Origin of the sequence: Paraburkholderia fungorum (assembly GCF_902833645.1) — a bacterium.
Taxonomy (GTDB): domain Bacteria; phylum Pseudomonadota; class Gammaproteobacteria; order Burkholderiales; family Burkholderiaceae; genus Paraburkholderia; species Paraburkholderia fungorum.
The window spans coordinates 349,056-375,989 of the sequence record NZ_CADFGE010000006.1; the positions used below are offsets into that span (position 1 = coordinate 349,056).

Genomic DNA, 26,934 nt, shown 5'->3' on the forward strand with positions numbered 1-26,934 from the left:
CTGGCTCGCGCCTGTCACGATAGCTACCTTGCTGGACATTTCCCTTCTCCTTTAGCTCGCGGACGCGCCGTTTGAGCGGCGCATCCCATGAACGACCGCGATGCTGTCTTTGCCGGTCAGTGGACCAGAAATCCGGCTATTGCCGCCGCGATCTCCGCCGCGTGAGTCTCCAGCGCGAAGTGTCCGGTATCGAAGAAACGCACCTCGGCGTTCGGTATGTCGCGCTTGAATGCCTCGGCGCCGGGCGGCAGGAAAAACGGATCGTTTTTTCCCCACACGGCAAGGAAACGGGGCTGATGAGTGCGGAAATACTGCTGGAATGCCGGGTACAACGCGACATTGTTCCGGTAGTCTCCGAACAGATCGAGCTGGATCTCGTCGGCGCCCGGGCGGTTCAAATAGAACTCGTCGAGCGAGTAGCCGTCCGGCGACACGGAACTCGTGTCCGGTACGCCATGCGTGTATTGCCACTTGGTCGATTCGTGCGTCAGCATGCTGCGAAGAGCCTCGCGATTGGCGTGCGAAGGATCCTGCCAATATGCGCGGATCGGATTCCAGCCGTCGCTCAAACCTTCTTCGTACGCGTTGCCGTTCTGCGAGATGATCGCGGTAATCCGCTCAGGGTGCCGGAGCGCAAGCCGAAAGCCGGTGGGCGCGCCGTAGTCGAATACGTACATGGCAAAGCGATCGAAACCGATCTGCTCGGTGAAGCCTTCGATCACGTTGGCGATGTTGCCGAATGTGTAGGCAAAAGCGCTGCGTGCCGGCATGTCCGACTGGCCAAACCCTGGCAGATCGGGCGCGATGATATGGAAGCGCTCGGCAAGCAGGGGGATCAGGTCCCGAAACATGTGGCTCGAACTCGGAAAGCCATGCAGAAGTAACAGTTTCGGTGCGTTCGAACGACCCGCTTCGCGATAGAACACCTTGACGCCGTTGACGTCGGCATAACGATTGGCAATGGATGACATGGCTTAACTCCTGATTTGGGAAATGACGGGCGGCGAGAGCCTGTAGGTGCGATCGGTTTTAGGTATTCCTAACGAGCCTATAGGGAGGCCGAGGCGGCCTGGACCGCTTCGACGATGACGTCGGTAACGAGGTCAGGGGCCGTAACAATCGGTGTGTGATCGACCTCGTGTGAATGCACGCGCGCGTTCATGCGCTGTGCCATGAAATGTTGCGTGTCGGGATTGATCATCCGGTCCTGCCCGGCGCTCAGGAACCAGCTCGGCCGGTCCTTCCAGAGTGGACGCCCGAGCGTCTCGCCAATGCATGAAACCGAAATGGGACGTTGAACCGCGCTAAGCACGGCCAACTCCTGCACGCTCGCGTGCTGTGCGAACGCGGCTGCGAACGCTTCTTCCGGCAACCATATCTGGCCGTGCCGATCCGGCGCGAGTTTGGGTGCCAGCGGGTGCGCTTCACCACGATAGAACACGTCGCTCACCGTTTCGCCCTCGGCAGGCGCAAGGGCGGCGATATAGACGAGCGCCTTGACGTTGTCGGCGCGCGTCGCGCCGATCACCGCGCCGGCGTAGGCATGCCCCGCGACAACAACCGGACCGTCGATGCGCTCCAGCGTTCTATCGAGGGCCGCCACGTCCTCGTGCAAAGCACTGAGCGGTAAGGGGGCCGCTACCGCGTGTATGCCGTTTGCCTTCAGGCGTTCAATCACCTTGCTCCAGCTTGAGCCATCAGCCCACGCGCCGTGCACCAGCACCGCGCTCACATTGCCGATCGACATTTCTCGCTCCTTTGATGGATCTGGGTGCTGCCTGGTACGCATGCGCACCCGGTTGGTGTGCGTGCCGTGTAACCTGATAAATAGTTATTTAGAGGTTACAAACGAACGATGTAACTTGTCAAGTGCATTTTTAGTGGTTACGATGCGATCATCGTCACCTCACATCCGTCATGAGAAATGGACTACCGTCAGACTCCCGCGATACTGGTGGCCGACGCGCCGGGCCTCGATTTCCTGAACTCGATTGCTACGCCTGTCGATGAAGCCGTCGACTGGATCAGCGACGGCGAAGGCTTGCTTGCCTGGCTGGACCAGGCGGCGCTAGTGCCCCGCACTGTCCTCGAGGCGATGCGCAGCCAGTCGAGCGCGGCCGAACTCGATGCGCTGGCGGCGCGCGCGCGCGAACTGCGCGAATGGTTCAGGGGTTTTGTCCAGAAGCGGATGGGACGGCCGCTGGCTGCCAAAGATTTGCGTGAGATCGAGCCCTTGAATCAGTTGCTCGCGCAGGATCACCAGCACGGCGAAATCGTGACGAACGCATCGGACGGTGCGACGCGCTTTGAGTTGCGCGCGAGCCGCCGCTGGCAATCGCCCGAGTCGCTACTGATGCCGATCGCCGAGGTGTTGGCGAGGCTGGTATGCGAGGAGGATTTCACCTACGTGAAAGCGTGCGAAGGCCCCAGATGCACGTTGATGTTTGCGGATCACACGCGCGGTCACGCGCGTCGTTGGTGCAGCATGGCGATGTGCGGCAACCGTGCGAAGGTTGCGGCTCACCGCAAGCGGCTCAGGGAACAGGGCAGCGCTCAGGTGTAAGCTTCGGGGTCGGTGCGCGGTGCGCGCCAATTGCGAACCACGCACCCTGAATGGCCGACAAGTGGAACCGCAGATGAATAACAACAATCGCTGGCTGCTTGCTCTTGCTTCATCCGTGCTGGGTCCGCTGTGTCTATTGGCGGCGTGTACGTCAACGGATCTGCAAAATGAGAAGGGTCCGCCGCTGCCATCGGCGACCGACGTGGCCAGCCGCTGCCTCGCACGCGTGACGCAGAGCGGCGCGCCGACACCGGCGCTCGATCAGTTGACCGGATTGCAATGGCGCGGCTATGTGGGTTGCGCATTGGCCAGCAATCTGGTCGTCGATTCACGCAACGTTGCGGACAACCCGGAAGCGATTATTTCTATTCGCGTCAACGCGGACGGTTCGATCGATTCAATTGCGCCGATGCACTCCAGCGGCAATCCGGCGTGGGACGCGGCGGTACAACGCGCGATCGCGGCTGTCGCGCCGTTACCCGCGGCGCCGGCCACGCATACTTTTTCGAGAATCGACCTTCATTTCAGGCCTCAACCGCGCCCGCCCGGCATCGGCGGCAGCACGGGACTCACGGGCGAAAGCCATTGGTCGATACGTCATTGCACCACGGTAGACGGCGTCACCGCGTGCCGATAGCGCCGCTGCGCGTCGCGAAGGGCGGGGTGAAGTCAATCCCTGAATCTGACATCTTCATTTTCTGCGCGACGGCGGCAGAATAATCGGCTCAGCCCGATTAAATTCAAACTATTCCATTCGCATACTATGACGGAAAGCCCCCGCAAGTTTGCACGTTAATGCAAAGACCCCGGTACTATATGGTCCTGCGGAATCGGCCCGGGAGCCAGTGTGAGAGAAACCGGCTTGTAAGCCGGTGCGAGGCACGCCATATATTCCACGTAAAAGACATGAACAATTTTATTCGACCCCCCGTTTTCTATCCGGCATCCGTCGTTTTCGTGGACGACAGCGACAGCTACCTCGACGCGTTGCGCCGATTCTTTCCGGATATTTCCACCAATCTGTTTTTCACGCGGCCTCAAACCGCGCTCGCTTTCATCCGCAAACACGCCCGCGAGAATTCGCTGGCGTTTGCGCCGGCTTCAGCCGGTCTGACCGAGACCGGCCTCGAGCGGTTTGTCGAAAGCTCGGCGGAGCGGGACGTGCTGACCCGGGATGCGCGGTTTTCAGAGGTGGCCGCGGTGGTGGTCGATTACGATATGCCCGGACTGAGCGGAGTCGAATTCCTTTCGTCAATATCCAATTTGCGTTGCGCGAAAGTGCTCCTGACCGGTGTCGCTGACGAAACCGTTGCAGTAAAGGCTTTCAATGCCGGCATTGTGGATCTTTATCTGAGAAAAACAGATGCCGATTCAGCCAACAGGCTGGTCCATTTTCTAAAAGACGCCAGAAGCAGGCATTGTTCGGAGTCGGGTTGGCTGGGCTTGGGCGATAACGGCATGACCTATTGCGATCCGCGAACGAGGCAAGTGATCGACGCGGTGGTCGCCGCCGAAGGTATCGTCGAGTATTACTGGCGTCCGGAACAGAACGCGATCCTGATGTTCGACCGTGCGGGCAACCCGAGCGTTTTCCTCGCATGGGCAGAGAACGACTGGATCGGGCAGGCGGAGATCGTGGCGGACGAAAACGGGCCGGCGGATCTGCTCAAGCAGATGGCGATTCGCGAGTCGATGCCGGTTTTCTGGCCGAATCTGGCGTTTCGTCCCGGTGCGGCATTCAGGACGGTGAAGCCGCAAAACATCCCTGGCTGGGACGACGTTTTCTATTGCTGGACCAGAATAGATTCCACGGACCTGGATCTGGACACGCTGACATTTTCGCAATGGCGTAGTGGCCGCAATCTGCAGGCCCATCTATGAGGAATTAGCCAAACCGCATAGCCGCTTTGAAAATGCCGTAACAGACCAACGTTTCCCGACACATCGAGCCACATGTACGCCATTCCGACCGCCTTTGTGTCAGCGCTGTTCGTGGTGTTCGGCCTTTACGTACTCATCACTCAAGGGGTGACGCGTCTGTCGGCGCCGTTTCTTTTGATGTGCGCGACGACATTCGCATGGCAGGGGACCTGGACCCTGCTGTTCCAGACGCGGGACCCTCACATTGCAAGCGTGCTGGTTCGGGTCGGTTATCTCTTCATTCTCTTCCTGCCTACCACCTTCTATCACTTCGTGACGGAGGTGGCGGCAAGGCGTCGCGAGCGGCCGATATTGCTCGCATCTTACGGTTTGTGCCTCGTCTTCACTGTGCTGCTGCCTGGCGATGAAGTCGTCTCCGGCTACCGGCACTACTTCTTTGGCTACTACCCGAGCGCCGGGCCGCTGCATCCTTTGCACGTACTGCAGACCATATTGCTGGCCGGGCGCAGCGGACAGCTTCTGCTCGCGGCCCGCAAGCAGGCCGGCGCCGAAGCGCGCCGGCGCCTCGATCTCTGTTTGGCGAGCCTCTGTGTCTATTCATTTGCGGCAGTCGACTATGCGGTCAACTACGGCTATCCGTTCTATCCCCCGGGGGTATTGTTTGTTGCCCTCAGTCTGGGGCTTCTCGCGATCACGATCGTCCGCTATCACCTGATTCATCCCTATGCGATCGCCGCGACGATCGCGCACGAAATCGCCACGCCGCTGGCGACGATCGCGATGCATGCCGACGAGATCGCCAGCGTGTGGTCGCACGTTTTCAAAGGCTACCGGCTGGCGGTCACGCACGGGCTCTACGACGATCAGGAGGAGCATTCCGGGCAGACAGAACGCGTCAGCCAGCTCGCCACGGCGATCAGGCGGGAGGTCTCGGGCACCAGCGCGATGGTCGAAATGGCACTCGCTTCGTTCACGCTGGATCGTCTGGACCGCACGCGCTTTACGCCTCATTCGATGAAGCAATGTGTGGCGTCGGCGCTCGAGCGATATCCATTTCGTGGCGACGAACGTGCCCGCGTCAGCGTGGCGCCGATCGACGCAAGCTTATGCTTTTCGGGTTCGGACACGCTGGCGGTTTTTGTCCTGTTCAACCTGCTGAAAAACGCGCTGCACGCGATTCACGTGAGCGGCGAGGGCGAGATCGCGATCAGCGCGGTTCAGGAGCATGGTTTCTGCGTGCTGCGCTTTCGCGACACGGGGCCGGGCATCGCGCCCGACGTGCTGCCCCATATCTTCGACGCCTTCTTCTCCACCAAGCGGCATGGAAGCGGTGCGGGAATGGGGCTCGCATTCTGCCGCCGCGCTGCAGAGCTTCTGGGCGGCAGTATCGAATGCAGTTCGACGCGCGGTGCGCACACCACGTTCACCGTGCGCTTGCCGGTACCGGGCTCGCCGGCGGACCGCGCACTGAACAAACCGCCAGCGCGTTCTTTGCGCCGGCGGCAAAAGGTGAAAGAAAAGGTGAAGTCTAGCGTTGGAGGTTAGTGGTCAAGGTCAGGCGTGGAAGTTGGCGGTGAAAGATAGCGGTGAACTCCCACGACAAACCCGGCGAAAAAAATAAACGGCGAAAGTTAGTTGTTGAGATCAGGCGGCTAACGCCGTCCATGGCAGTTCATACTCCTTGACCCGTTCGACGATGCCCTGCGGGAAGCGCCTGATCTTGCGGTCCCGTCCGGCATACAGGATCTGCTGATAGCCCTGCGAAACCTCACGGCCATCCACGCAAAAGCGGAACAGCAGATAGGCCGAGCACTGCTTGACCTGCACCGTGTTCAGATAGCAATCCACGCGCTGGAAGGGGAACGTTTCATGAACGTATTCCTGGTGCGCGCGTTTGGTCACGAACATGCCGTCCGAGCCCAGCAGATCGTTGTGTATGCATTCATGAAACCACCGCTCGCGGCACACACCTTGCCACTCGAAGTAGCGTGAGAAATACGTATTCATGAACGCGTTCGAGTCTTTCAGGTAAATGTCGAACGTATGGTGGAAGGTCTTGAGCGAGGACGGGCTAATCGGGTCTTGCGAAAGAAGAGCGGATCCGCGTGTCAGGGCGGTAGGGATTGCGTCACGCATCAACATACGATTTTCCTTTTTGCAGGAATGGCTGCTTGCGGCAGCCACGCATGCCTCCCTATATGGCAGGCACATCCCATTCTCTTGGGGATAGGGGTGGCGTGGCTATTGGCTGGCAAACATGTCGCGGAGAAAAAGGCTGTCGTATGCGATTCGTCTATTGACCGGAGCGGCGCGCTGTTGCCGGCGACAGGAAAGCAGGGCTGACCGGGCAGAGCAACCAGCTCGATGCGTGCATCGTGGCTATGCCCGGCGCATTTTCCGTAATGCGTCAGCGGCGCATCAATTGGCGCCGCGTTGTATGGCCTCGCCCAGTTCGACGTTGGAATACGCCTTGCCACCGACGCCCCATGCGCCATGCCGCGGCTGTCCGCAAGGCCGCGCTCGACCTTGGTGCTCAGTCATCGTCGTGATGGGAGGCAGGAGCCGTTTGTCGTCGACACCCGTTCGGCGCGGTCGCTTCAGGGTATCGACGGGGCTTCAATGCAATGTCCGGACGGTGGTGAGAGCGGATCCTTGCCGCTCACACCCGCTCAAACCGGCTCAGGCATGGACATCAGAAGCGGTGACGCACGCCGACGCGGAATGCCAGCTGGTTGTCCGCACCCGGACCGGACGGGCCGAAGAAGCTCGTGCTGGAGCCGATCTGCGCCTGTACATCCTGCGTGCCGTTGCGGCCCGACGCGATCTGGTAGATACCCAGTCCATACACGTCCGTGCGCTTGCTCAGTGCGTAGTCGACGCTCAAGTCGGCCTGATTCCAGTGACCTGCCCGGGCGCCGCTCAGATGCATGTACGTGTAGCCCGCGCCCGCCGTCAGTGCCGGCGTGAATGCGTACTTCGCGCCTGCTTCGTACGCGGCAAAGGTGGTCGAGCCGCCCGTGATCGGCGTGAAATGCGTGTTCGTGTACAACGCCCACATCGTCGCCGCGCCGATCGAGTAACGGCCGCCGACGCCGAACGTGCGAAGATCGCGGATGGTGCCCGTCGTGACGTTGGCCATCGACGTCGAGGATTGCGTCGTAGTTGCCTGGCTCGGGTAACGGATGTCCGTGTACGCCGCGCCCGCGGCGAACGGGCCGTTCGCGTAGTTCGCGCCGAAGCTGTATGCACGCGACGAACCTGCGACCGGTGCCGCGGCCGTGCCGGTTGCCGGTGCGCCTGCGAATGCGCCAGCCTGGTTCGAGAAGCCGTACAACGCGCCGAACGTGAAGCCCGAGAAGTTCGCGCTGCTGAACTTGACCGCGTTGTTGATCCGGCTCGAGGTCAGCTGGTCGACGTCGTTGATGTGGTAAGCGTAGTTACCCGCGACGGTCTGGCCGCCGGTGGAGTAGTTGCCGCCCAGATAATCCGTCGAAAACGAATACTGGCGACCGAACGTCAGCGAGCCGACGCCGTTCTGCGACAGGCCGACAAACGCCTGGCGGCCGAACATCGAATTGCCCTGGCCTGCAGCACCCGTGCCGCTGTTAAAGCCGTTTTCCAACACGAACAGTGCCTTCAGGCCGCCACCGAGGTCTTCGGTGCCGCGCAGGCCCCAACGGCTGCCCGATGCCACGCCGTCGTCGTATTTGACGAGGTTGTCATGGCTCGTGCCGGCGCGGGCGTTGTTCACGTAGCTGATACCGGCATCGATCAGGCCATACAGCGTGACGCTGCTTTGTGCATGAGCGGTAAGCGAGATGCTTCCGAGGACAGCGGTGGCGAGGAGAGTCTTCTTCATTTTTTCCTTCTTCTTTTAAGGTGTCCATGCCGCGTGTTTCCGAGAGCACGGCGTGGACCCAGGTTGGCAAGCGATGCGGACCGAGCGCCCACGACAAAGCCGCGCGAGGCCGCGCAGGAATGAGGTCAATGTCGGGAGGGTGCGATCGAACGGGCGCGCAGCAAAAACCTCGTTACGCGAGGTCGTCACCGGCAGGTGACGGAAGCGCCGGAGCATCGGCGAATCCATCCGGCGTGTGGCGTCTTTGAGTGAAGCGAAACGTCGATCCCGTTGTGTTTGACGGAATATATCGAGCCGTCATCTATCCGTAAACAGTTTAGAAGCAGTTTAAAAGAAAGTTGTCGCCTTTATGACACATACAGGGGACCCGGTACCGGCGGGCAACCCGCGACGTCAGTTGCCGGAGCAGGGCGCACGCTGCTTTTCACCTGGCTCCCGTCAGCATCAGAATGTAGGCGATCGTCGATACCACGATGACGCACACGCCGATCAGAACCTTCGTCTGATTGAACTCGACGAGACCGAATACGCAAATGGCGATGCCGAAAACCGCCATCAATGTGCCGATGGCCGCAAGCGCGACGCACACCTTGCTTGCCGTCGTTTCCTCCGGCTCTTCATGCGCTTCCAGGTGTTCAGATTTCATGTGGAATCCTTGCGCGAGACGAACGCGCGGCCTCCAGCCAACGATCACCGGCGGGAGAGATTCTTCAGGCAATCTGGCGCCCCATGTGCCGGTAGATTCATTGTAGAAAGTCTGGTTTACACATCAATGCGCGGCGCGGACACGAGTCTGGCGTTCGAGGCCCGCTCAGAGCGCGGCGCCTGGCAACGCGCATGGCGCCGACGTCGCCGCCGACGGCACCGGCACCGGCACCGGCACCGTCGCCGGGCGGCGTCTTTGCCCACTCCTGCGGCAATCCGGCGAGGTCGCCGATCACACGTTCCCGACCGAATTTCTGGATCCGGGCGTGCGAGCGTATGCCTTTACTTTCGGCTAACCTGAAAAGGGTGGCGTGAATCGCCATGTCGCACCCACAGGTCGGTAAATGGATAGTCAGCAGGAGCTTGCCAAGGTCCGCCGCGCGTATGCCCGGCGGTTGATGGCATTGGCGGGTATTGCCAACCCGGGCATCGAGGAGGCGTTCGCGGCTGTCGAACGCGAACGCTATCTGGGCCCCGGACCGTGGCCCATCCTGTGTCCCGCCGGCTACGTTGCCACGCCCGACGACGATCCCGCCCGTGTCTATGCCGATGTCCTGATCGGCATCATCCCGGAGCGCGGCCTTAATAACGGCATGCCGTCCTACCATGTGCCGCTTCTCGCCAGCGCCGGGATTCGAGCCGGCGACCATGTTGTCCATATCGGCGCGGGTGTCGGTTACTACACGGCCATCATGGCCTGCCTTGCCGGTCCCGCAGGCCGGGTCACCGGCATCGAATTCGATGCCGGTCTGGCCGCGCGCGCGGCTACGAATCTGTCGAATGTCGGCAACGTTCAGGTGCTTCAGGGCGACGGCTTCTCGATGCCCTTTGATCCGGCCGACGTCATCTATGTCAACGCCGGCGTGACCCATCCCGCCGACATCTGGCTCGACCGTTTAAACGACGGCGGCAGGCTGATTCTTCCCCTCACGACGGAGAATATCTGGCCGCCTTCCCGGGGCGCCGCCGTGTCCCCCGCCATGTCCCACTACGGCGTGGTATTCCGAATCGAACGCGCCGGCGACGAATATCTCGCCGCGTGGGTCTCCGCCGTCGCCCTTTACCCGTGCGAAGGAGGGCGCGATGACGCGTCGGAAGCCCGACTCGACGCCGCCTTTCAGAAGGGTGGCTGGCGTCGCGTGACACGCCTGTACCGCACCGGCGACCTGCCGGACGAGCGATGCTGGCTGCGCGGGGCACGCTGGGCACTCGCTTACGGCTGATCGCGCTATAGTCGAGACCTATCAACGGCATTGCGAGAATCGCATTCAATTGACGCCCAGTCGCACGTATATTTTAAGTTGCAGTCGTTTGCCGACGCGAGGCAAGCTCGCCCCATGCATGCGATGACATCGTTATCGGATGAAGCGTATGCGCGTCGGGTAGTCAACAGTGGTACACAAAAAGCGCCCACTATGTGACTTCCGGCCAGCCTGCCGACGCGGTTCGGCGGCGCACCCCAGGAGCCGGATGCGGTAGCAGACCAAGTGGGTATGTCCTCTCAAGGAGATAGCGCATGTCAAACGAAGCAAAGTGCCCGTTCAACCATACCGCCGGTGGCGGCACGACGAATCGTGACTGGTGGCCAAAGCAACTGCGGCTCGATTTGCTCAGCCAGCACTCCAGCAAGTCCAACCCGCTGGACAACAGCTTCAACTACGCCGAAGCTTTCAGGAGCCTCGATCTCGCCGCGGTGAAGAAGGACCTCGCCGCGCTGATGACGAATTCGCAGGATTGGTGGCCGGCCGACTTCGGTCACTACGGCCCGCTCTTTATCCGCATGGCATGGCACAGCGCCGGTACGTACCGCACGGGCGACGGCCGCGGCGGCGCCGGGCGCGGCCAGCAGCGGTTCGCGCCGCTCAATAGCTGGCCGGACAACGTCAGTCTCGACAAGGCCCGCCGGCTGCTATGGCCGATCAAACAGAAGTACGGGCAGAAAATTTCCTGGGCCGACCTGCTGATCCTGACCGGCAACGTGGCGCTGGAAACCATGGGCTTCAAGACTTTCGGCTTCGGCGGCGGCCGTGAGGACACGTGGGAGCCGGATCTCGACGTCTATTGGGGCAACGAAAAAACCTGGCTCGGCGGCGACGTCCGCTATGGCAAGGGTGCAGCCGGTAAGCAGGACGACGAAGGCGTGATCGTCGCCGACGAAGAATTGCACGGCAGCGAAACCAGCCGCGACGAGCATGGGCGTGTGCTGGAAAACCCGCTGGCCGCGGTTCAGATGGGTTTGATCTATGTGAACCCGGAAGGCCCCGACGGCAATCCCGATCCGCTTGCAGCGGCCCATGACATTCGCGAAACGTTCGGGCGCATGGCGATGAACGACGAGGAAACGGTCGCGCTGATCGCCGGCGGCCACACTTTCGGCAAAACGCACGGTGCGGGTCCCGCCAGCAACGTGGGGCCGGAGCCGGAGGCTGCGGGCCTGGAAAATCAGGGATTGGGCTGGAAGAACAGCTTCGGCACCGGTCGCGGAGCCGACGCGATCACGAGCGGCCTGGAAGTCACCTGGACCAGCACGCCGACGCAGTGGAGCAATGGATTCCTCCAGAACCTGTTCGGCCATGAATGGGAGTTGACGAAGAGCCCCGCGGGCGCCAATCAGTGGGTCGCCAAGGACGGCGGCGAAACGATTCCGCATGCGTTCGACCCCGCAAAGAAGCAGCGGCCTACGATGCTCACCACGGATCTCTCGCTGCGCTTCGACCCTGCTTACGAGAAGATCTCGCGGCGCTTCCTCGAGAATCCCGATCAGCTTGCCGATGCGTTCGCCCGTGCGTGGTTCAAGCTGACCCACCGTGACATGGGGCCGCGCGCCCGTTACCTGGGCCCGGAAGTGCCGGCTGAAGAACTGCTCTGGCAAGACCCGATTCCGGCGGTCGATCACCCGTTGGTCGATGAAGCGGATATCGCCTCGCTCAAGCAGAAGATCTTGTCCTCCGGACTATCCGTCTCGCAACTGGTCACGACCGCCTGGGCGTCGGCCTCCACCTTCCGCGGTTCCGACAAGCGCGGTGGCGCCAATGGCGCGCGCATTCGCCTCGCGCCGCAGAAAGACTGGCCGGTCAATCAGCCCGAGCAACTGGGCAGCGTGCTGAAGACCCTGGAAGGCATCCAGGCCGAATTCAACGGCGCGCAGTCCGGTGGCAAGAAAGTTTCGCTGGCTGACCTGATCGTGCTGGCAGGCAACGCCGGCATCGAGAAGGCGGCGGAGAAAGCAGGCCATAAGGTGAGCGTGCCTTTTGCGCCCGGTCGCATGGATGCGTCGCAAGAGCAGACCGATGTGGAATCGGTCGGGTTCCTCGAACCGGTCGCCGATGGTTTCCGCAACTATCTCAAAGGCAAGCTCGGTGTATCCGCTGAGGATTTGCTGATCGACAAGGCGCAATTGCTGACTTTGACCGCACCCGAGATGACGGCGCTGATCGGCGGCCTGCGCGTTCTGAATGTGAATGCCGGGCAGAACCAGCATGGCGTGTTCACGAAGCAGCCGGAAACACTGACCAACGACTTCTTCCGCAACCTGCTCGACATGGGTACGGAATGGACGCCGGTTTCAGCGGCCAACGAGACGTTCGAAGGGCGTGATCGCAAGACCGGCGAAGTGAAATGGACCGGCAGCCGTGTCGATCTGGTGTTCGGCTCGCATGCCCAGTTGCGGGCGCTGGGCGAAGTCTATGCAAGTGACGATGGGCAGGAGAAATTTATCCGCGACTTTGTTGCGGCCTGGGTCAAGGTGATGAACCTCGACCGGTTCGATCTCGCCTGAATCTTTTGAGCAGGTGCGGGTCCCGCCGGGCTTGTTGGCCTGGCGGGACCCGGGTTTCCCTGTTGCCGTTTGGTGCCGCAGTTTCCGCCTCGCAGTCATAGCCCGGGATCCCGGCTGCGTCGGAACTCGCGCGCAATTCCCACGCTGATACGTAACCGGGAACACAACGGCCCCCAAGCTGGGTAACGAAGTCGGCTAATGCGCTGATGCTCAGGCTCGACGATCAGCCGGTGCAGATCATTCTGGCCGTGACTGAAGAGAAGGCCGGGCAGCTTCTGGATATCGTGCGAGCCGCGGGGCTACCGTTATTTCACCTTGAAGCTGTAGTGCCCCTGGGTACGATGCCCATCTTCCGCGACCGCCACCCATGCGACCGAATAATCGCCCGGCGTCAGTGCGTTCAGCGCTACCGACATGTGCTTCCTGTTGGACGAATCGACCACGGATTTGCCGCTCGTCACCGGTTTGCCCTTTGCATCGGTCACGGTAATCGAGCTGAATGCCGGTTCCAGACCGTCGTCGAAGTCGATCGTCACGTCCTTCTGGGCAGTGGTCACCGTGGAACCGGCGGATGGCGCCTGATGGGTCGGATACGCGTGAGCATGCGCCAGTTGCGCGACAGTCAACGCGAACGCGGCAACCAGGCCACGTGCTGTGAATGAGTTCAGAAGAGAGGTTTTCATTTAATTGAAGAGCGGCTTGCCAAGAGAGTTGGGGAAGATGTCGTCGAAATACAGATGGGCATCGAATAGCACGCCCACGTGATTGCCGCTCTGGCGATTGACCGGAATTTGCGCTTCGACGCCGAACTGTCCGTAACGGTTGAGCCAGAGCACGCCTGGGTTGACGGTGCCGGTGGTTTGACCGGCGCATGCGCCGGCCGTGCAGGTGCTCATCGGCGCTTCCACGACCAGCACCAGGTTGCTGAACGGTTGCGGGATGCCCAGGTTCTTCACCTGAGATTGCAGGTAAGGAATGCTGTACTGCAACGTCAAACCCCAGCCGAGCGAGTTCGGACCATTGTCGGATGAGGTAGTCGTCAGGTTCGGCCCGATCTCCCCCGTCACGGCAAAGGGACGCAGGTAGCCAAGTGAGGCAGGCAGGTCGCCAAAGCCCTTGCCGAAATAAAAACTTGGCGTGAGCGTGGAATAAGCGTTGGCGATCGATTTTGCGCCGGTGCCGCCGATTTCCGCGAGCAGTCCTATCGACGCCATGAACTCGTGACGCGCATTGGCGTAGATCATGTACTTCGCGCCCACGCTGAGGTTGTCCCAGCCCTTGGCCGAGCCCCCGTTCGGCGCGTTCTGCGTGACGTAGTTGCTGCCAATGCTGAACGCGAGATTCTTTGTGATCAGCTTGTCCCACTCGTAGGAGACGGTGTTGACGTTCATGTTGTCACCGTTGTCGTCCTGCGTCTTGATATGGCCGAACTGGGTGTCGAATTCATCGCCGACGCCTGGGTCGTCGACCGTCAAGGTGGCGGGGAATACCCGATCGCCGACGACCGAATGGGCCGAAGCAGCCGGCGAACCGGCAAGGCAGGCGGCGGCGCCGGCGGCCGCCATCAGAGCGGCGCGCGCAGGCGCCGCGTGCCGCTTGAAGAGCTTACGCATGATTGAGTCCTTCTCCAATTGTCTTGATACCGCGCAGCGCGTGCGTGCGGCGACACGCCACGACTGCTCGCACAGCGCGGATTCTGTTCAGGTACAGGTCGACTCAGGAAAAGACAGGCGGCGCGCGCGGCTGGGCCGCGGTGTAGAAGAGGGGGACGTGGAGCGCATTGCGCGTGGCGACAACCGGCGCACGCACGACCAATTGCGTGGCGGCAAACACCGCCGGCGTGCCCGGCAATACCGGTGCATGAGCAAGCATGCCGCAGTAGGCGCACGCTTGCCAGTGGAATGCTGAGGAGTGCGACGACTTGCCGGCATGCGCGAGCGGCGTGGTGTCCGGCTCCGCGGTGCAGTAGCTCGAGAGTGCTTCGCCCAGCCGGTTATGTGCCGCGAGTGCCTGCGAAACCGTTGGCGCAAGCGTGCTCATCAGGATCGCAAGCAATCCGAGCAGGTTGCCAATCTTCAGGAGGCGCGAGCGAAACATGCTGAGAACGGAGCACGCATACAGGTAAGAGCGAGGCGCTGATTATGCCACGCGGCTACTCAGCCAAAGATACAAGGTTTCACATGTCCAAGGTAGCGCTATTACCAATTTCAGCGCAGGGTTACAACCGGCTTACGAGCGTGCGAAGTCACGCTTTCGATGCCGTCAGTCCGCTCGAACCCCGGGCGGACTGACGCGTGCCGTTAGCGGCTCACTTCCAGTTCGTCGAAACGCTTTGCCCGATAGATCAGGACCGACGCAATCCAGCTAAGAACGAAGATGCCGATGATGATGTAGCCGAGCGTTCCGAAATTTTCATTGAGCGTGCCGATGGCATCCCACACCGGACCTTGCAGCTTCAACTGGTCGGCGATCAGCCCCAGCGCTTCGATACCGCCAATCACGACGGCCACGATGACCGACACCAGCGTGATGGTCATGTTGTAGTAGATTTTGCGGATCGGTTTCAGGTAGGCCCAGCCGTAGGCGCCTAACATCAGGTGTCCGTCAAGCGTATCGATCAGCGACATGCCGGCGCTGAAGAGGACGGGAAACACCATGATCGCCCATGGAGAGAGACCCCTGGAGGCCTGCGTTGCGGCGATCCCTAGCAAGCCGATTTCGGTTGCCGTATCGAATCCCAGGCCAAACAGGAAGCCTAGCGGGTACATGTGCCAGCTACGCGTAATCAGGCGGAACAGCGGGCGAAAGAGCCGGGACAGAAAGCCGCGATCCGCCAGCAGCATGTCGAAATCGTCTTCGACATATTTGCCGCCGTTTCTGACGTGACGCCACGCGCTATAGATCGACTTGAGAATGATCAGATTCATGAGCGCGATCGCGAACAGAAACAGCGCCGACACCAGGGTTCCGATGACCCCGCCAATTTCCTTGTAATGATCGAAACGCGTTTGCATGGCGGATGCCGTAATCGCAACGGCGACGGACGCGAGCACGACAACCGTTGAATGGCCAAGCGAAAAGAAGAAGCCCACCGCCACAGGCCGCTTCTTTTCCTGCATCAATTTGCGCGTGACATTGTCGATTGCGGCGATGTGATCGGCGTCGACGGCATGACGCAATCCGAAACCATAGGCCAGCAGCGCGGTTCCGAGCAGCAGCGGATGGTTGCGGAATGCCACGACGGCCCAGGTCCACGCCAGCACGTTGAGCGCGATTAACAGGCTGTAGATGCCGAAGAGCTTGCTTCGCACCTCCGTACTCGAGTCACTGAAAACTTTGGCAAACTGAGAAATCATCGGTTAGGTCCTTGGGATTGGCGCGTCCCATTTGAGGGAGAAGCAGGTCGACAAGAGGTCTGACTCCCGGTTCAGCAATCGTGAGACTGCCCAAGCGGATACAGCGGCGCGACCGTGCCGGATTCTCACCGGCTTCACTTTCCGTCCTGACAAGGTGATGCCTGACGCTTATACAATGCGGGCGCGTTGAGCGGCAAGTATGGTTTGCGTCGTAATCGATATTCGTGCATCCGGCATCCGCTTTTGTATGAGAGTTTGAGAAACATGCACAAGAGTCATGCCACCTCTGATGCGGTCAGGCGAAGAACGCTGTTGCCATGGGGATTTCAACCGACACGGCAAACGAGGCCATGTGCTGCCGGCATGCACCTGTCTGGCGCAACATGCGTAACGGCTGGGCATGGGCGCCATGGCGGTGCATGCGGATGCAGGATCGTTCACGCCCGGGCGCTTAGCCGGCATCCGCAAGACGGTTCGCCGCGAGGCAAAGGCACAAAGGCACAAGGGCGGGCAGTACCTCGGTCTTCATTGCCCGGTAGCCGTTCTGACGAACTCGGCCAGGTCGCGATTGAAACGATCGGGTTCCTCAATAAACGGCGCGTGGCCTGATTCAGCGTACACCTTGCTGACGATGCGGGGATTGAGCGCGGTGGCGCGGGCAAGCGTCGCTTGGGTATCGACCAGCGAATCCTTGCCGCCGTATAGGAAGAGCAATGGCACATGCGCGTTGCCGAGACCTTCGGCGGCGAATACCGTCATCGTAGGGACTTCTCGTTGCATGTCCCAGGACGCCATCGCGGCGGTGGCGAGCAGCCGGGTGAACGTGTCGGCATCAGGCCGCTGGTTGAAGCAAAGTCCGACAAAGCTGCGCTCGCCGTCGAGATGCGTCTTCAGATCACGGGCGTTCATGTCCCGGTAGACCTCGGGGTGCGCCACGAGCTGGCTGGGCGTCAGTTCGACCACACCATCCACGTACACGGCGCCGGCGATGGCGCGATCGCCATAGGCTGCGAGGTAGTTGGATATCACCACGCCACCAAGCGACCATCCGACCACGACGGGTTTCTTCGCATGCGAGCCATTGATCACCGCCGCGAGGTCGTCGCCCCAGCGGCGGCCGTCGTGATACGGCGCAGCACCGGTTGGCTTGTCCGACAGACCGTGGCCGCGCAGATCGTACGTAATGATCCGGTACCCGCGCAATGCGGGGCTTTGCACCTGCGCGTCCCAGTTCAGGCGACTGCCGAGCAGACCGTGGATCAGAATGACCGGCGGGCCGTTGGGGTTGCCGGTTTCCTGAACCGCCAGCCTGACCCCGTCCTTCGATGCAACCATATAGTTCGTCGAAGCGGCGGCCGCCGCGGGTACGAACGAGAGGAGGGTGCTCGCCGCAACTGCGGCAATCAACACGTTACTGAGAATTCGGGCGCACATGGCATAGTCCTCACGATGAACAGTTCAGCCAGTCTCAACCCTCACACTGATGTGAGAGTCAAGCGGCTTGTGCTAAGCTGTTTTTCATGAACAGGATGCCCGCACGCGAATTGCCGACCATCGTGCTGACCATCGGCGAGCTCTCGCAGCGCACCGGCGCGAGCGTGCGGTCGATACGGCACTACGACGAACACGGTCTGCTCGCATCGGTGCGAGCGAGCAACGGCTACCGCATGTTTCCCGACAAGGCGGTCGCGCAGGTCCGGCAGATCCAGCGCATGATCGCGACCGGTTTCACCATCGAGGATATTCGCGGATTCCCGGACTGCATGCTGTTGATTGAAGGCGCCCGGTCGTGCGACCAGATCACCGACGTTCAGCGGCAACGCCTCGCCGCTATCGATCGTCAGATCGCGGATCTTGAACGGCGTCGCACCAGGCTCATCAAGACCTTGTCGGAAGGCGCGGTTCCGCCGGTCGATTGAAGCGCGCAGGCATGGAAAACCCAGTGTGTCTGCCGGATTTCTCGATCGCGGAGATCAATTCACGCGCGGCCACCGAAGTCGTATTCGCGTACGCGTAGAACTTCACATTGGGCAGCGTGGGCATTCCATCGGCTTTGTCGAGTACGCGCGCCGACACGAGCATGGTCCGCTGCCGGATCACAGCAGGGATTTGCCTTGGGCGAGAATCTTGTCGCAGACCTGCTTCGTGACCTGTTGCTGCAGACCACCGCCGCTCAGGTCAAGTTGCTGGCCATTGCCGCTGCTCAGGATGCCCTTGGCGCCGTTGGTATAGCCGCTGTCGGACGAGGCTGAACTGGAGCCGCCGGGAAGCTTGCTCATCAGCGAGTCCTTGACCGAAGACGCGCTGTTGCCGTTGAGATAGTTGTTCTTGATGCAGAACTCGAGCACGCCCGCCACGTTGCTTGTGCTGCCCGAGGTCAATGACTGACCCGACAGGGCACTGCCCACGCTGCCAAGGCTCCCCAGGCCACCGGACGACCCGCCGCCTCCGCTCTGGTTGAGCAGGTTTCCGAGCTGCGCCTGGGCAGCGCAGACAGGTAGCAACGCGGCGATCAGGATCCCGGTAGCGGTGGCGCGATAGGTACGTGCTTTCATACTCGAACTCCTTCGGATGGCTGGAAATCCTCTTTACTATAGTTCTTTTCCCATCCGTGGCAGACTCGGCGCCCCAATCGCGCTATCCAACATGCATCCATCACCTGACAGCGGGGCCTCGAACACGGCGCATAGCGGGCCGGTCACGCAGCCCGATCAATCGGCAAGCGTGCGCCGAAGCATTCGCGGGGTGAAGGGCGGACGGGGCCGCCCTGCGCAGCACGGCGAAATCACTGCGCCCTCGCGTCGACACTCCCGGCCGCCGCATTGCCGGTCTGCGCAGGCGCAGTCTGCTTCTCCGGATGCCGCGGATCATGCAACTGATCCGCCGACCAGCCGCCGCCCAGATCGCCGAATAGCGAGGCCGTGTCCAGCAGGCGCGTTTCCTGAACATTCAGCGCGGTCTGCTGAGTGCTCAACTGGGTGGCCTGCGCGGTGGCCACCGTCGTGTAGTCCACTGTCCCGGCCTGATACTCGTTGAACGCGATCTCGGCGCCACGGGTTGCGTCATTCACGGCCGTCTCCAGCACCACCGATTGCTCGGCCAGGATTCGCAACCCGCTCAGATCGTCTTCAACGTTCTGGAATGCCGTCAACACCGTGCCCCGGTAGGTGGCGACGGCTGAATCGTAGGCCGCCTTGGCCGCGTCGACGTCGGCGCTGCGCAAGCCGCCGTCGAAAAGTGTTTCGGTCGCGCTGCCGCCCAGTGACCAGACGTAGTTGCCCACCTTGAACAGACCGGACAAGGGCGACTGCGTAAAGCCGGCCAGCCCGGACAGGGAAATCTCCGGGTAATACGCCGATACGGCCACGCCGATCGCCGCATTTTGCGCCGCCATCCTGCGCTCGGCCGCGGCGATATCGGGCCGCCGTTCGAGCAGCGTCGACGGCACACCCACCGGCACGCCCGGCAGCGTCGGCATGGTGGTGCTGTGCGTGATCGACAGTTCTTCCGGATTCTTGCCCACCAGCACGGCAATCGCATGCGCGTACTGAGCGCGCGCCACGCCGAGCGCGATCAGACTGGACTGCGCGGTCTCGAGTTGGGTGCGGGCGGTGATCAGGTCGGACGGCGCGATGGTGCCCGCCTTATCCTGGTCGGATACGACGTCCAGATAGTGCTGGTAGGCCGCGACCGTCTTCTGCAGAAGGTCGATATTGGCGTCGCTGGTACGCAGTTCGATGATTGCGGTGGCCAGCGCCACTTGCTCGGAGAGCGTCGCATTGGCGAGCGTCGCTTCGCTCGCTTGCGCCGTCGCGGCGTTTTCTTCGATCGTGCGCCGCACCTGGCCCCACAGATCGGGTGCCCAGCTGACGTTGCCTTCCAGCGAGCCCGAGTTCGTCACGCGCGCCACATTGCCGACCGCGCTACGCGCCTTGGTGCCCGAACCGGTTACGCCGATGGTCGGAAACAGGCTGGCGCGCGCTAACCGCACTTCTGCAAGCGCTTCCTGATAGTTCGCATAGTCCGCGCGCACGGTCTGGTTCGATACCGACACCAGTGGTTCGAGCTGGTCCATCAGCGGATCGTTGAAGGCCGTCCACCAGTCGCCTTTCGGCTTTTCGGCCGAAGGCTCGGCTTGGGTCCAGCCCGGCAACTCCGAGTAGGTGGCGGCCACGTTGACCGGCGGGCGGTGGTAGTCCGGGCCGACCGTGCAGGCACTGGCCAGCAAAGCCAGCGTCGCGACGGCCAGAGGCCGCAGTGGGCCAATGACGCCAACGAGGCCAACATGACCAGAGCGGCCAGAGCGGTTACGGGAAATCTTCATCGTCATGCCTTCGTATCCGGTTGTCCGGGTTGCTGCGTGTCGCGATTCCATGGCAGGTTCGCGGACCATCTGACCAGCCTGAAGCGCAGGCGGTCGAGGTAGAGGTAGATCACCGGCGTCGTGTACAGGGTAAAGACCTGGCTCAGGATCAGGCCACCCATCACGGTGATACCGAGCGGCTGGCGCAGCGACGCGCCCTGACCGATGCCGATAGCGAGCGGCACCGCGCCGAGCACGGCCGCGAACGTGGTCATCATGATCGGCCGCAGACGGACCACGGCGGCCGAGTGGATCGCTTCCTTCGCCGGCATGCCTTCGCTGCGTTGCAACTGGATCGCGACGTCGACCATCATGATGCCGTTCTTCTTGACGATACCGATCAGCAGGATGATGCCGATCATCGCGATCACCGAGAACGGTGTGCCGAAAATCAGCAGGGCCAGCGTCGCGCCGATGCCCGCGGACGGCAGCGTCGACAGAATGGTCAGCGGGTGGATGGAGCTTTCGTACAACACGCCGAGCACGATATACACCACGCCGAGTGCGGCCAGAATCAGCAGCGGCACCGTGCCCATCGACTGGGAGTAGGCCGCCGCCGCGCCGGCAAACGAGCCGTGAATGCTCGCGGGCATGCCGATCTCGCGGATCGTGTTGTTGATCGCCACCGCCGCGTTGCTCAGCGAACCGCCCGCCGGCAGGTTGAACGAAATCGTCGCGGCCACGAGGCCGCTCTGGTGGTTCACCTGAGTCGATGTATGGCTGTTCGAGAACGAAGCCAGCGCCGACAGCGGCACCATGGTTTCAGCGGAGGTACTGTCCGCGCTGCCGGTCGAACTGCCGCCCTTGCTGTTGGCGATGCTGTTGGTGGTTGCGTTGGCCTGCGCGTTCGAGTTGAGTGCGTTCGTGGTCGTGCTGGCCTCGGTCGCCAGCTTCACGCCCGACACCGTGGCCCCCGGCATCTGTGTGCCCGCGGTGCCGCTGGGGTTGCCCGCCGCCGTGCTCAGGTAAATCTGGTTGAGCGTTTGCGGGTACTGCCAGTAGTCCGGCGCCACTTCCATCACCACGAAATACTGGTTCAGCGGGTTGTAGATGGTCGACACCGTGCGCTGGCCAAACGCGTCATACAAGACGTTGTCGATCTGGTTCGGCGCGAAGCCAAAGCGCGCCGCCGTCGAGCGATTGATGGTGACGTAGGTCTGCAGGCCGTTTTGCTGCAAGTCCGAGTTCACGTCGAGCAACTGCCCGTGCTCCTTGCCGAGCGCGGCGACGAGTAGCGGCGTCCATTTGAACAGCGCGGCGGAATCGTCGCTGGTGAGGGTGTATTGATACTCGGCGGCGGATTGCCGACCGCCGATGCGTAGATCCTGCTGCGCCTGCATGAAGAGCCGGGCGCCCGAGACTGCATTCAGTTTGGGCCGTAGACGGTTCACAACTTCGGTGGCCGTGGCATGGCGCTCCGCCAGCGGCTTGAGTTCGACGAACACGTTCGCGGTATTGAGCGCGCGGCCGCCCGTAAAGCCGGCCACCGAGGCCACCGCCGGATCCTTCTGCACGATCTCCTGCAATTGCGTGAGCTTCTTTTGCATCGCCGGAAAGGAGATGCTCTGGTCGGCGATGATCTGTCCGATCAGGATGCCGGTGTCCTGCTCGGGAAAGAAGGTGGCCGGCACCAGCTTGAACAGGAACACGTTCGCCACCAGCAGGCCGACCAGCAGCAGGATGACCAGCAGTGCATGGTCCAGGACTGCAGTAAGCGAGCGCGCGTAGGCCTCCTTGAAACGATCGAACTGCTTTTCGACCCATATTGCCCAACGCGCTTTCGAATGTCCGGCGTTCTCGCGGCTCAGCACATAGGCGCACATGGCCGGCGTGACCGTCAGCGAAATCACCAGCGAAATCAGGATCGCGATGGACAGCGTGACCGCGAACTCGTGGAACAGCAGGCCGACCACGCCCGGCATCAGCATGATGGGGAGGAACACCGCGATCAGCGAGAGGCTCATCGAGATTACGGTGAAGCCCACTTCGCCGCTGCCTTTCAAGGCGGCCTCTTTCGGGCTGAGCCCTAACTCCATGTGACGCACGATGTTTTCCAGCACCACCACCGCGTCGTCGACCACGAAGCCGGTGCCGATGGTCAGCGCCATGAGCGAGAGGTTGTCGATGCTGTAGCCGAGCAGGTACATCGGCCCGAAGGTGCCCACGATCGAGAGCGGCAGCGCGACGGCCGGCACCAGCGTGGCGCGCGGCGATTGCAGGAAAATGAAAACGACGCCCACCACCAGCAGCACGGCGATGAACAGCGTGCGCTCCGTGTCGCCCACCGACGCCCTGACAGATTCCGAGCGGTCGATCGCGACGCCCACGTGCACGCTGCTTGGCAGTGTCGCCTCGATCGACGGCAGGACCTTGCGGATCTGCGCGACGGTGCTCACGACATTGCTGCCAGGCATCGGATACACGATCACGAGAATGGCGGACTTGCCGTTGAAGAGGCCGGCATTGCGGATGTTTTCGTTCGAATCCCTGACCTCGGCCACGTCGCGCAATTGCACCGGCGCGCCGTTGCGGTAGGCGACCACCAGGTCGCGGTAGGGCGCAGCATGGGTGATCTGGTCGTTCGAGGTGACCACGTAGCGCTGGTCGCCCTCGTCAAGATGGCCCTTTGCGCTGTCGGCGTTGGCCGCGCTGATTGCCGCGCGTACGTCTTCGAGACCGATACCGTAGCTGCTCAGTTTGCCCGGCTGCAATTCCACCCGCACCGAGGGCAGCGCGCCGCCGCCGAGCGTGATCTGACCCACCCCCTGGACCTGCGAGAGCTGCTGCTGGATGACCGAATCGGCGGAATCGTAGAGCTGTGCCTTGGTGAGCGTGTCGGACGTCAGCGAGAGCACCATGATCGGCGCATCCGCCGGGTTGTACTGGCGATAGCTCGGATTGCTGCGCAGCGTGGTCGGCAAGTCGGCGCGCGCGGCCTGGATAGCCGCTTCGACGTCGCGCGCGGCGCCGTTGATGTCGCGTTTCAAACCGAACTCGACCACGATCAGCGACGAGCCGACGGAGCTGATCGAGGTCAGTTCTTCGACGTCGGCAATGGTGGCGAGCCGCCGCTCGAGCGGCTCGGCCACCGTGGTTCCCATGATGTCCGGGCTCGCACCTGCCATGTTCGCCTGCACCACGATGACCGGAAAGGCAATGTTCGGCAACGGCGCAACCGGCAGCCGGAAGTAGGCGAGCGCACCGGAGATCAGAATGGCGATCGCCAGGAGCGTGGTCGCGACGGGGCGCCGGATGAATAACGCCGAGATGTTCAAGGCGCTTCCTCCGCGCCGCCGCGAGGCGAATCCTCCGGCTTATCCGAATTGTCCGGTTTGTTGCGGTTGCGCCAGCGTCTCGTGCGTTCGGCCATTCTGTCGAAGAACAGATAGATCACCGGCGTGGTGAAAAGCGTCAGCATCTGGCTCAGCGTCAGACCGCCGATGATGGCGAGCCCCAGCGGCCGCCGCAATTCCGAACCCGTGCCGGAGCCGAGCAGCATCGGCAGTGCGCCGAGCATGGCGGCCAGCGTCGTCATCAGGATCGGCCGGAAACGCAGCAGCGACGCCTCGAAGATCGCTTCGCGCGGAGGCTTGCCGTGATTGCGTTCGGCGTCCAGCGCGAAGTCCACCATCATGATGGCGTTCTTCTTGACGATACCGATCAGCAGCACGATGCCGATGATGCCGATCACATCCAGGTCGCTCCCGGCGATCATCAACGCGAGCAGTGCGCCGATACCCGCCGAGGGCAGGGTGGACAGAATCGTCACCGGATGGATGAAGCTCTCGTACAGCACGCCGAGCACGATATACACCGCCACCAGTGCCGCGATCAGCAGATAGACCTCGCTCGACAGCGAGTCTTCGAAGGCCTGCGCCGCGCCCTGCAGCGACGAGGTGATCGACGGCGGCAGATGCACCGATTGTTCGGCTTGATGGATCGCCTTGACCGCCGTGCTCAGCGACGCATCCTTCGCGAGATTGAACGAGATCGTGACCGACGGGAACTGCGCCAGATGGCTGATTACAAGCGGCGACTTCGTGATCTGGATCTTTGCGATACCCGACAGCGGCACCTGGCCCGTGCTGCTGGTCTGACTCGGCAGATACAGGTTGCCGATCGACTGCACGTTCGGCAGCGACTCCGGTTTGGCGACGAGAATCACGCGGTACTGGCTCGACTGCTCGAAGATGGTCGAGACGATCCGCTGGCCGAGCGCGTCGTAGAGCGCGTTGTCGATCGTCGCGGGCGTAATGCCGAAGCGTGCCGCCAGTTGCCGGTTGACTTCGACGTTCACGCTCAGGCCGTCGCTATTCATGTCGCTTTGCACGTCGGCGAGCGACGGGATCTGCTTGAGCTTCGCGACCAGTTCCGGCACGTACTTCTGGAACGCCTGCTGGCTCGGTCCGCGCAGCACGAAGCTGTACTGGTTCGGCGAGACTGTGGTGTCGAGCGTCAGGTCCTGTTCGGGCTGCATGTAGAGCCTGACGCCCGGCACTTGCGCGACTTCCTGTTGCAGGCGCCGGGCAATCTCCTGCGCGGTGTCGGAGCGCTTGTCGTGATCGCGAAGATTGATCAGGAAGCGGCCGTTGTTCAGCGTCGAGTTCGTGCCGTCGATACCCACGTAGGAGGTCAGCGAGACGACATCCGGGTCTTTCAGGATCGCATCGGCGAGCGCGCCCTGGCGGTTCACCATCGCCGCGTACGACACCGAGTTGTCGGCCACGCTGATCCCCTCGATCACGCCGACGTCCTGCACCGGAAAGAGCCCCTTCGGAATCACCACGTACAGAATGCCGGTCAGCACCACGGTGCCGATGGCCACGACGAGCGTCAGCACCTGGTGATCCAGCACCCAGCGCAGGCCGCGTTCATAGGCGCCGAGTGTCTTGTCGAACAGGCCTTCGCTGATCCGCTCGAAGCGGCTCGGATGGCGGTCGGCCTGCGCGCGCAACATGCGCGCACAGAGCATCGGCACCACGGTCAGCGAAACGATCGCGGAGATCACGATGGTGACGGCGAGCGTCACCGCGAATTCGCTGAACAGGCGGCCGATCACACCGCCCATGAAGAGCAGCGGAATCAGCACGGCGATCAGCGAGATGGTCAGCGACAGAATCGTGAAACCGATCTGACCCGCGCCTTCCAGCGCGGCTTCGAGCGGTGTCTTGCCTTCCTCCAGATAGCGCACGACGTTCTCGATCATCACGATCGAGTCGTCGACCACGAAGCCGGTGGCGATAATGAGCGCCATCAGCGAGAGGTTGTCGATCGAGTAGTTCAACTGATACATCACCGCCAGGGTGCCGATCAGCGACACCGGCACCGAGACGCTCGGGATGAGCGTGGCGGGCACATTGCGCAGGAACACGAAGATCACCGCGACCACCAGCACGATGGCGAGAATCAGTTCGAGCGCCGCGTCGGCAACCGACGAGCGGATCACACCCGTGCTGTCCGACACCACGGTCACCTTCATGCCGGCCGGCAGCGTGGATTCGAGCTGCGGCAGCTGCTTCATGATCTGGTTGACGGTGGCGATCACGTTCGCACCCGGTTGCCGCTGGACGTTGAGCACGATGGCCGGCGAGCCGTTGTACCAGGCGCCGCGTTCGACGTCCTGGGCCGCCTGACTGACCCGCGCGACGTCGCGCATGAACACCGGGGCGCCGTTCTGGTAGGCGATCACCGTGTTCAGATAGTCCTTCGGATCGCTGATCTGATCGTTGCCGTTGATCGTGTAATCGAGGTCGGGACCGTCGAAATTGCCCTTCGGCTGGCTGACGTTGACATAGCTGAGCAGCGTGCGCAGATCGTCGATATTCAGGCCGTAGGCGGCCAGCTTGTGCGGGTCCGCTTCGACGCGGATGGCCGGCACATTGCCACCGCTCGTGGTCACCACGCCCACGCCCGACACTTCGGAAATCTTGGTGCCGAGACGGTTGTTGGCGACATCCTCGAGTTGGGTCAACGACATCGATTTCGACGTGACCGCCAGCGTCAGGATCGGCTGGTCGGCCGGATTGACCTTGGCATACGTCGGCGGCGCGGGCAGGCCGGAGGGCAGGTAGCTGTTCGCAGCATTGATAGCCTGCTGGACGTTCTGCTGCGCGATGTCGAGGTCGAGCGAGAGATCGAACTGCAGCGTGATGACCGACGCGCCCTCCGAGCTATACGAGGTCATCTGTTGCAAGCCGGGGATTTCGCCCAGTTGCACTTCGAGCGGCGCCGTGACTGTGGTGGCCATCACGTCCGGACTCGCGCCCGGATAGAACGTCTGCACCTGGATGGTCGGATAGTCGACGTTGGGCAGCGATGAAACCGGCAGCACGCGCATGGCGACGAGGCCCACCAGCACGAGGGCGATCATCAGCAGCAGCGTGGCGACCGGTCGAAGAATGAACAGGCGGGAAATATTCATCGGCGCGC

General features: G+C 62.0%; 21 protein-coding genes, 1 pseudogene and 1 riboswitch. Of the genes and pseudogenes, 8 read left to right on the forward strand and 14 right to left on the reverse strand.

The genetic code is table 11. The annotated features are described in order from the left end of the window. Positions 1 to 116 precede the first annotated feature (116 nt). Both HWX91_RS20855 and HWX91_RS20860 read right to left on the reverse strand, forming a co-directional pair. The gene (locus HWX91_RS20855; protein ID WP_028198695.1) at positions 117 to 971 is read right to left on the reverse strand and encodes an alpha/beta fold hydrolase; all 855 of its coding nucleotides are present in this window, start codon (positions 969 to 971) and stop codon (positions 117 to 119) included. A 77-nt stretch (positions 972 to 1,048) separates the two neighbouring features. Beyond that, a complete protein-coding gene (locus tag HWX91_RS20860; protein WP_028198696.1) occupies positions 1,049 to 1,747 on the reverse strand; it encodes an alpha/beta fold hydrolase in 699 nt (232 codons plus the stop codon). 177 nt (positions 1,748 to 1,924) lie between these two features. On the opposite strand from HWX91_RS20860, the gene HWX91_RS20865 reads away from it, so the two are divergent. The 4 genes from HWX91_RS20865 to HWX91_RS20880 all read left to right on the forward strand — a co-directional run bounded on the left by HWX91_RS20865 (position 1,925) and on the right by HWX91_RS20880 (position 5,989). Further along, positions 1,925 to 2,563, forward strand: coding sequence for a CGNR zinc finger domain-containing protein (locus HWX91_RS20865; protein ID WP_028198697.1), 639 nt, complete (start codon positions 1,925 to 1,927; stop codon positions 2,561 to 2,563). A 73-nt stretch (positions 2,564 to 2,636) separates the two neighbouring features. Beyond that, positions 2,637 to 3,200 (forward strand): TonB family protein, encoded by a 564-nt coding sequence (locus HWX91_RS20870; protein WP_028198698.1) that lies wholly within the window; start codon positions 2,637 to 2,639, stop codon positions 3,198 to 3,200. Between the two features lie 269 nt (positions 3,201 to 3,469). Next, entirely contained in the window at positions 3,470 to 4,444 is a 975-nt protein-coding gene (locus tag HWX91_RS20875; protein ID WP_028198699.1) for a response regulator, read from the forward strand. Between the two features lie 72 nt (positions 4,445 to 4,516). Beyond that, positions 4,517 to 5,989 carry a sensor histidine kinase gene (locus tag HWX91_RS20880; protein WP_030103308.1) on the forward strand — a complete coding sequence of 491 codons (1,473 nt, stop codon included), beginning with the start codon at positions 4,517 to 4,519 and terminating at the stop codon, positions 5,987 to 5,989. 99 nt (positions 5,990 to 6,088) lie between these two features. Here the strand turns inward: HWX91_RS20880 and HWX91_RS20885 are convergent, their stop codons facing one another. From HWX91_RS20885 to HWX91_RS20895, 3 genes are all read right to left on the reverse strand, one after another. Beyond that, positions 6,089 to 6,586, reverse strand: coding sequence for an acyl-CoA thioesterase (locus HWX91_RS20885; RefSeq protein WP_025496208.1), 498 nt, complete (start codon positions 6,584 to 6,586; stop codon positions 6,089 to 6,091). A gap of 550 nt (positions 6,587 to 7,136) precedes the next feature. Further along, positions 7,137 to 8,303, reverse strand: coding sequence for a porin (locus HWX91_RS20890; RefSeq protein ID WP_025496210.1), 1,167 nt, complete (start codon positions 8,301 to 8,303; stop codon positions 7,137 to 7,139). 424 nt (positions 8,304 to 8,727) lie between these two features. Continuing rightward, positions 8,728 to 8,949: a hypothetical protein gene (locus HWX91_RS20895; RefSeq protein WP_030103306.1), complete on the reverse strand. Its 222-nt coding sequence runs from the start codon at positions 8,947 to 8,949 to the stop codon at positions 8,728 to 8,730. A 172-nt stretch (positions 8,950 to 9,121) separates the two neighbouring features. Here HWX91_RS20895 and HWX91_RS20900 point away from each other — a divergent pair. The 3 genes and pseudogenes from HWX91_RS20900 to katG form a co-directional block, all read left to right on the forward strand. Beyond that, a pseudogene (locus tag HWX91_RS20900) lies at positions 9,122 to 9,304 on the forward strand (hypothetical protein); the annotation flags it as partial. 48 nt (positions 9,305 to 9,352) lie between these two features. Then, entirely contained in the window at positions 9,353 to 10,231 is an 879-nt protein-coding gene (locus tag HWX91_RS20905; protein WP_042276135.1) for a protein-L-isoaspartate O-methyltransferase family protein, read from the forward strand. 293 nt (positions 10,232 to 10,524) lie between these two features. Then, positions 10,525 to 12,786 (forward strand): catalase/peroxidase HPI, encoded by a 2,262-nt coding sequence (gene katG, locus HWX91_RS20910; protein WP_028198702.1) that lies wholly within the window; start codon positions 10,525 to 10,527, stop codon positions 12,784 to 12,786. A gap of 305 nt (positions 12,787 to 13,091) precedes the next feature. Here the strand turns inward: katG and HWX91_RS20915 are convergent, their stop codons facing one another. The 5 genes from HWX91_RS20915 to HWX91_RS20935 all read right to left on the reverse strand — a co-directional run bounded on the left by HWX91_RS20915 (position 13,092) and on the right by HWX91_RS20935 (position 17,576). Next, positions 13,092 to 13,469: a copper resistance CopC family protein gene (locus HWX91_RS20915; protein WP_025496215.1), complete on the reverse strand. Its 378-nt coding sequence runs from the start codon at positions 13,467 to 13,469 to the stop codon at positions 13,092 to 13,094. Continuing rightward, the gene (locus HWX91_RS20920) at positions 13,470 to 14,399 is read right to left on the reverse strand and encodes a hypothetical protein (protein WP_025496216.1); all 930 of its coding nucleotides are present in this window, start codon (positions 14,397 to 14,399) and stop codon (positions 13,470 to 13,472) included. Between the two features lie 103 nt (positions 14,400 to 14,502). After that, positions 14,503 to 14,883: a DUF2946 domain-containing protein gene (locus tag HWX91_RS20925; protein WP_025496217.1), complete on the reverse strand. Its 381-nt coding sequence runs from the start codon at positions 14,881 to 14,883 to the stop codon at positions 14,503 to 14,505. A gap of 203 nt (positions 14,884 to 15,086) precedes the next feature. Next, complete coding sequence (locus tag HWX91_RS20930; RefSeq protein WP_028198703.1) at positions 15,087 to 16,142, reverse strand: HoxN/HupN/NixA family nickel/cobalt transporter; 1,056 nt, start codon at positions 16,140 to 16,142, stop codon at positions 15,087 to 15,089. A gap of 35 nt (positions 16,143 to 16,177) precedes the next feature. Then, positions 16,178 to 16,323: riboswitch (cobalamin riboswitch) on the reverse strand. 344 nt (positions 16,324 to 16,667) lie between these two features. Continuing rightward, positions 16,668 to 17,576 (reverse strand): alpha/beta fold hydrolase, encoded by a 909-nt coding sequence (locus tag HWX91_RS20935; RefSeq protein ID WP_028198704.1) that lies wholly within the window; start codon positions 17,574 to 17,576, stop codon positions 16,668 to 16,670. Between the two features lie 86 nt (positions 17,577 to 17,662). Between HWX91_RS20935 and HWX91_RS20940 the strand changes: the two genes are divergently transcribed. Further along, a complete protein-coding gene (locus tag HWX91_RS20940) occupies positions 17,663 to 18,061 on the forward strand; it encodes a MerR family transcriptional regulator (RefSeq protein WP_028198705.1) in 399 nt (132 codons plus the stop codon). 177 nt (positions 18,062 to 18,238) lie between these two features. Here the strand turns inward: HWX91_RS20940 and HWX91_RS20945 are convergent, their stop codons facing one another. From HWX91_RS20945 to HWX91_RS20960, 4 genes are all read right to left on the reverse strand, one after another. Beyond that, positions 18,239 to 18,697, reverse strand: a complete 459-nt coding sequence (locus tag HWX91_RS20945; RefSeq protein ID WP_025496583.1) for a YjjA family protein — start codon at positions 18,695 to 18,697, stop codon at positions 18,239 to 18,241. 230 nt (positions 18,698 to 18,927) lie between these two features. Continuing rightward, positions 18,928 to 20,472, reverse strand: a complete 1,545-nt coding sequence (locus HWX91_RS20950; RefSeq protein WP_042276139.1) for an efflux transporter outer membrane subunit — start codon at positions 20,470 to 20,472, stop codon at positions 18,928 to 18,930. After that, positions 20,469 to 23,780 carry an efflux RND transporter permease subunit gene (locus HWX91_RS20955; RefSeq protein WP_028198706.1) on the reverse strand — a complete coding sequence of 1,104 codons (3,312 nt, stop codon included), beginning with the start codon at positions 23,778 to 23,780 and terminating at the stop codon, positions 20,469 to 20,471. The genes HWX91_RS20950 and HWX91_RS20955 overlap by 4 nt, the downstream gene beginning before the upstream one ends. After that, positions 23,777 to 26,926 carry an efflux RND transporter permease subunit gene (locus HWX91_RS20960; RefSeq protein ID WP_028198707.1) on the reverse strand — a complete coding sequence of 1,050 codons (3,150 nt, stop codon included), beginning with the start codon at positions 26,924 to 26,926 and terminating at the stop codon, positions 23,777 to 23,779. Before HWX91_RS20960 ends, HWX91_RS20955 begins: the two co-directional genes overlap by 4 nt. Positions 26,927 to 26,934 lie beyond the last annotated feature (8 nt).

Bases quoted from the DNA above. Each gene is read 5' to 3' on its own strand.
- HWX91_RS20855 (WP_028198695.1), bottom strand. From the start codon at position 971: ATGTCATCCATTGCCAATCGTTATGCCGACGTCAACGGCGTCAAGGTG.
- HWX91_RS20860 (WP_028198696.1), bottom strand. From the start codon at position 1,747: ATGTCGATCGGCAATGTGAGCGCGGTGCTGGTGCACGGCGCGTGGGCT.
- HWX91_RS20865 (WP_028198697.1), top strand. From the start codon at position 1,925: ATGGACTACCGTCAGACTCCCGCGATACTGGTGGCCGACGCGCCGGGC.
- HWX91_RS20870 (WP_028198698.1), top strand. From the start codon at position 2,637: ATGAATAACAACAATCGCTGGCTGCTTGCTCTTGCTTCATCCGTGCTG.
- HWX91_RS20875 (WP_028198699.1), top strand. From the start codon at position 3,470: ATGAACAATTTTATTCGACCCCCCGTTTTCTATCCGGCATCCGTCGTT.
- HWX91_RS20880 (WP_030103308.1), top strand. From the start codon at position 4,517: ATGTACGCCATTCCGACCGCCTTTGTGTCAGCGCTGTTCGTGGTGTTC.
- HWX91_RS20885 (WP_025496208.1), bottom strand. From the start codon at position 6,586: ATGTTGATGCGTGACGCAATCCCTACCGCCCTGACACGCGGATCCGCT.
- HWX91_RS20890 (WP_025496210.1), bottom strand. From the start codon at position 8,303: ATGAAGAAGACTCTCCTCGCCACCGCTGTCCTCGGAAGCATCTCGCTT.
- HWX91_RS20895 (WP_030103306.1), bottom strand. From the start codon at position 8,949: ATGAAATCTGAACACCTGGAAGCGCATGAAGAGCCGGAGGAAACGACG.
- HWX91_RS20905 (WP_042276135.1), top strand. From the start codon at position 9,353: ATGGATAGTCAGCAGGAGCTTGCCAAGGTCCGCCGCGCGTATGCCCGG.
- katG (WP_028198702.1), top strand. From the start codon at position 10,525: ATGTCAAACGAAGCAAAGTGCCCGTTCAACCATACCGCCGGTGGCGGC.
- HWX91_RS20915 (WP_025496215.1), bottom strand. From the start codon at position 13,469: ATGAAAACCTCTCTTCTGAACTCATTCACAGCACGTGGCCTGGTTGCC.
- HWX91_RS20920 (WP_025496216.1), bottom strand. From the start codon at position 14,399: ATGCGTAAGCTCTTCAAGCGGCACGCGGCGCCTGCGCGCGCCGCTCTG.
- HWX91_RS20925 (WP_025496217.1), bottom strand. From the start codon at position 14,883: ATGTTTCGCTCGCGCCTCCTGAAGATTGGCAACCTGCTCGGATTGCTT.
- HWX91_RS20930 (WP_028198703.1), bottom strand. From the start codon at position 16,142: ATGATTTCTCAGTTTGCCAAAGTTTTCAGTGACTCGAGTACGGAGGTG.
- HWX91_RS20935 (WP_028198704.1), bottom strand. From the start codon at position 17,576: ATGTGCGCCCGAATTCTCAGTAACGTGTTGATTGCCGCAGTTGCGGCG.
- HWX91_RS20940 (WP_028198705.1), top strand. From the start codon at position 17,663: ATGAACAGGATGCCCGCACGCGAATTGCCGACCATCGTGCTGACCATC.
- HWX91_RS20945 (WP_025496583.1), bottom strand. From the start codon at position 18,697: ATGAAAGCACGTACCTATCGCGCCACCGCTACCGGGATCCTGATCGCC.
- HWX91_RS20950 (WP_042276139.1), bottom strand. From the start codon at position 20,472: ATGACGATGAAGATTTCCCGTAACCGCTCTGGCCGCTCTGGTCATGTT.
- HWX91_RS20960 (WP_028198707.1), bottom strand. From the start codon at position 26,926: ATGAATATTTCCCGCCTGTTCATTCTTCGACCGGTCGCCACGCTGCTG.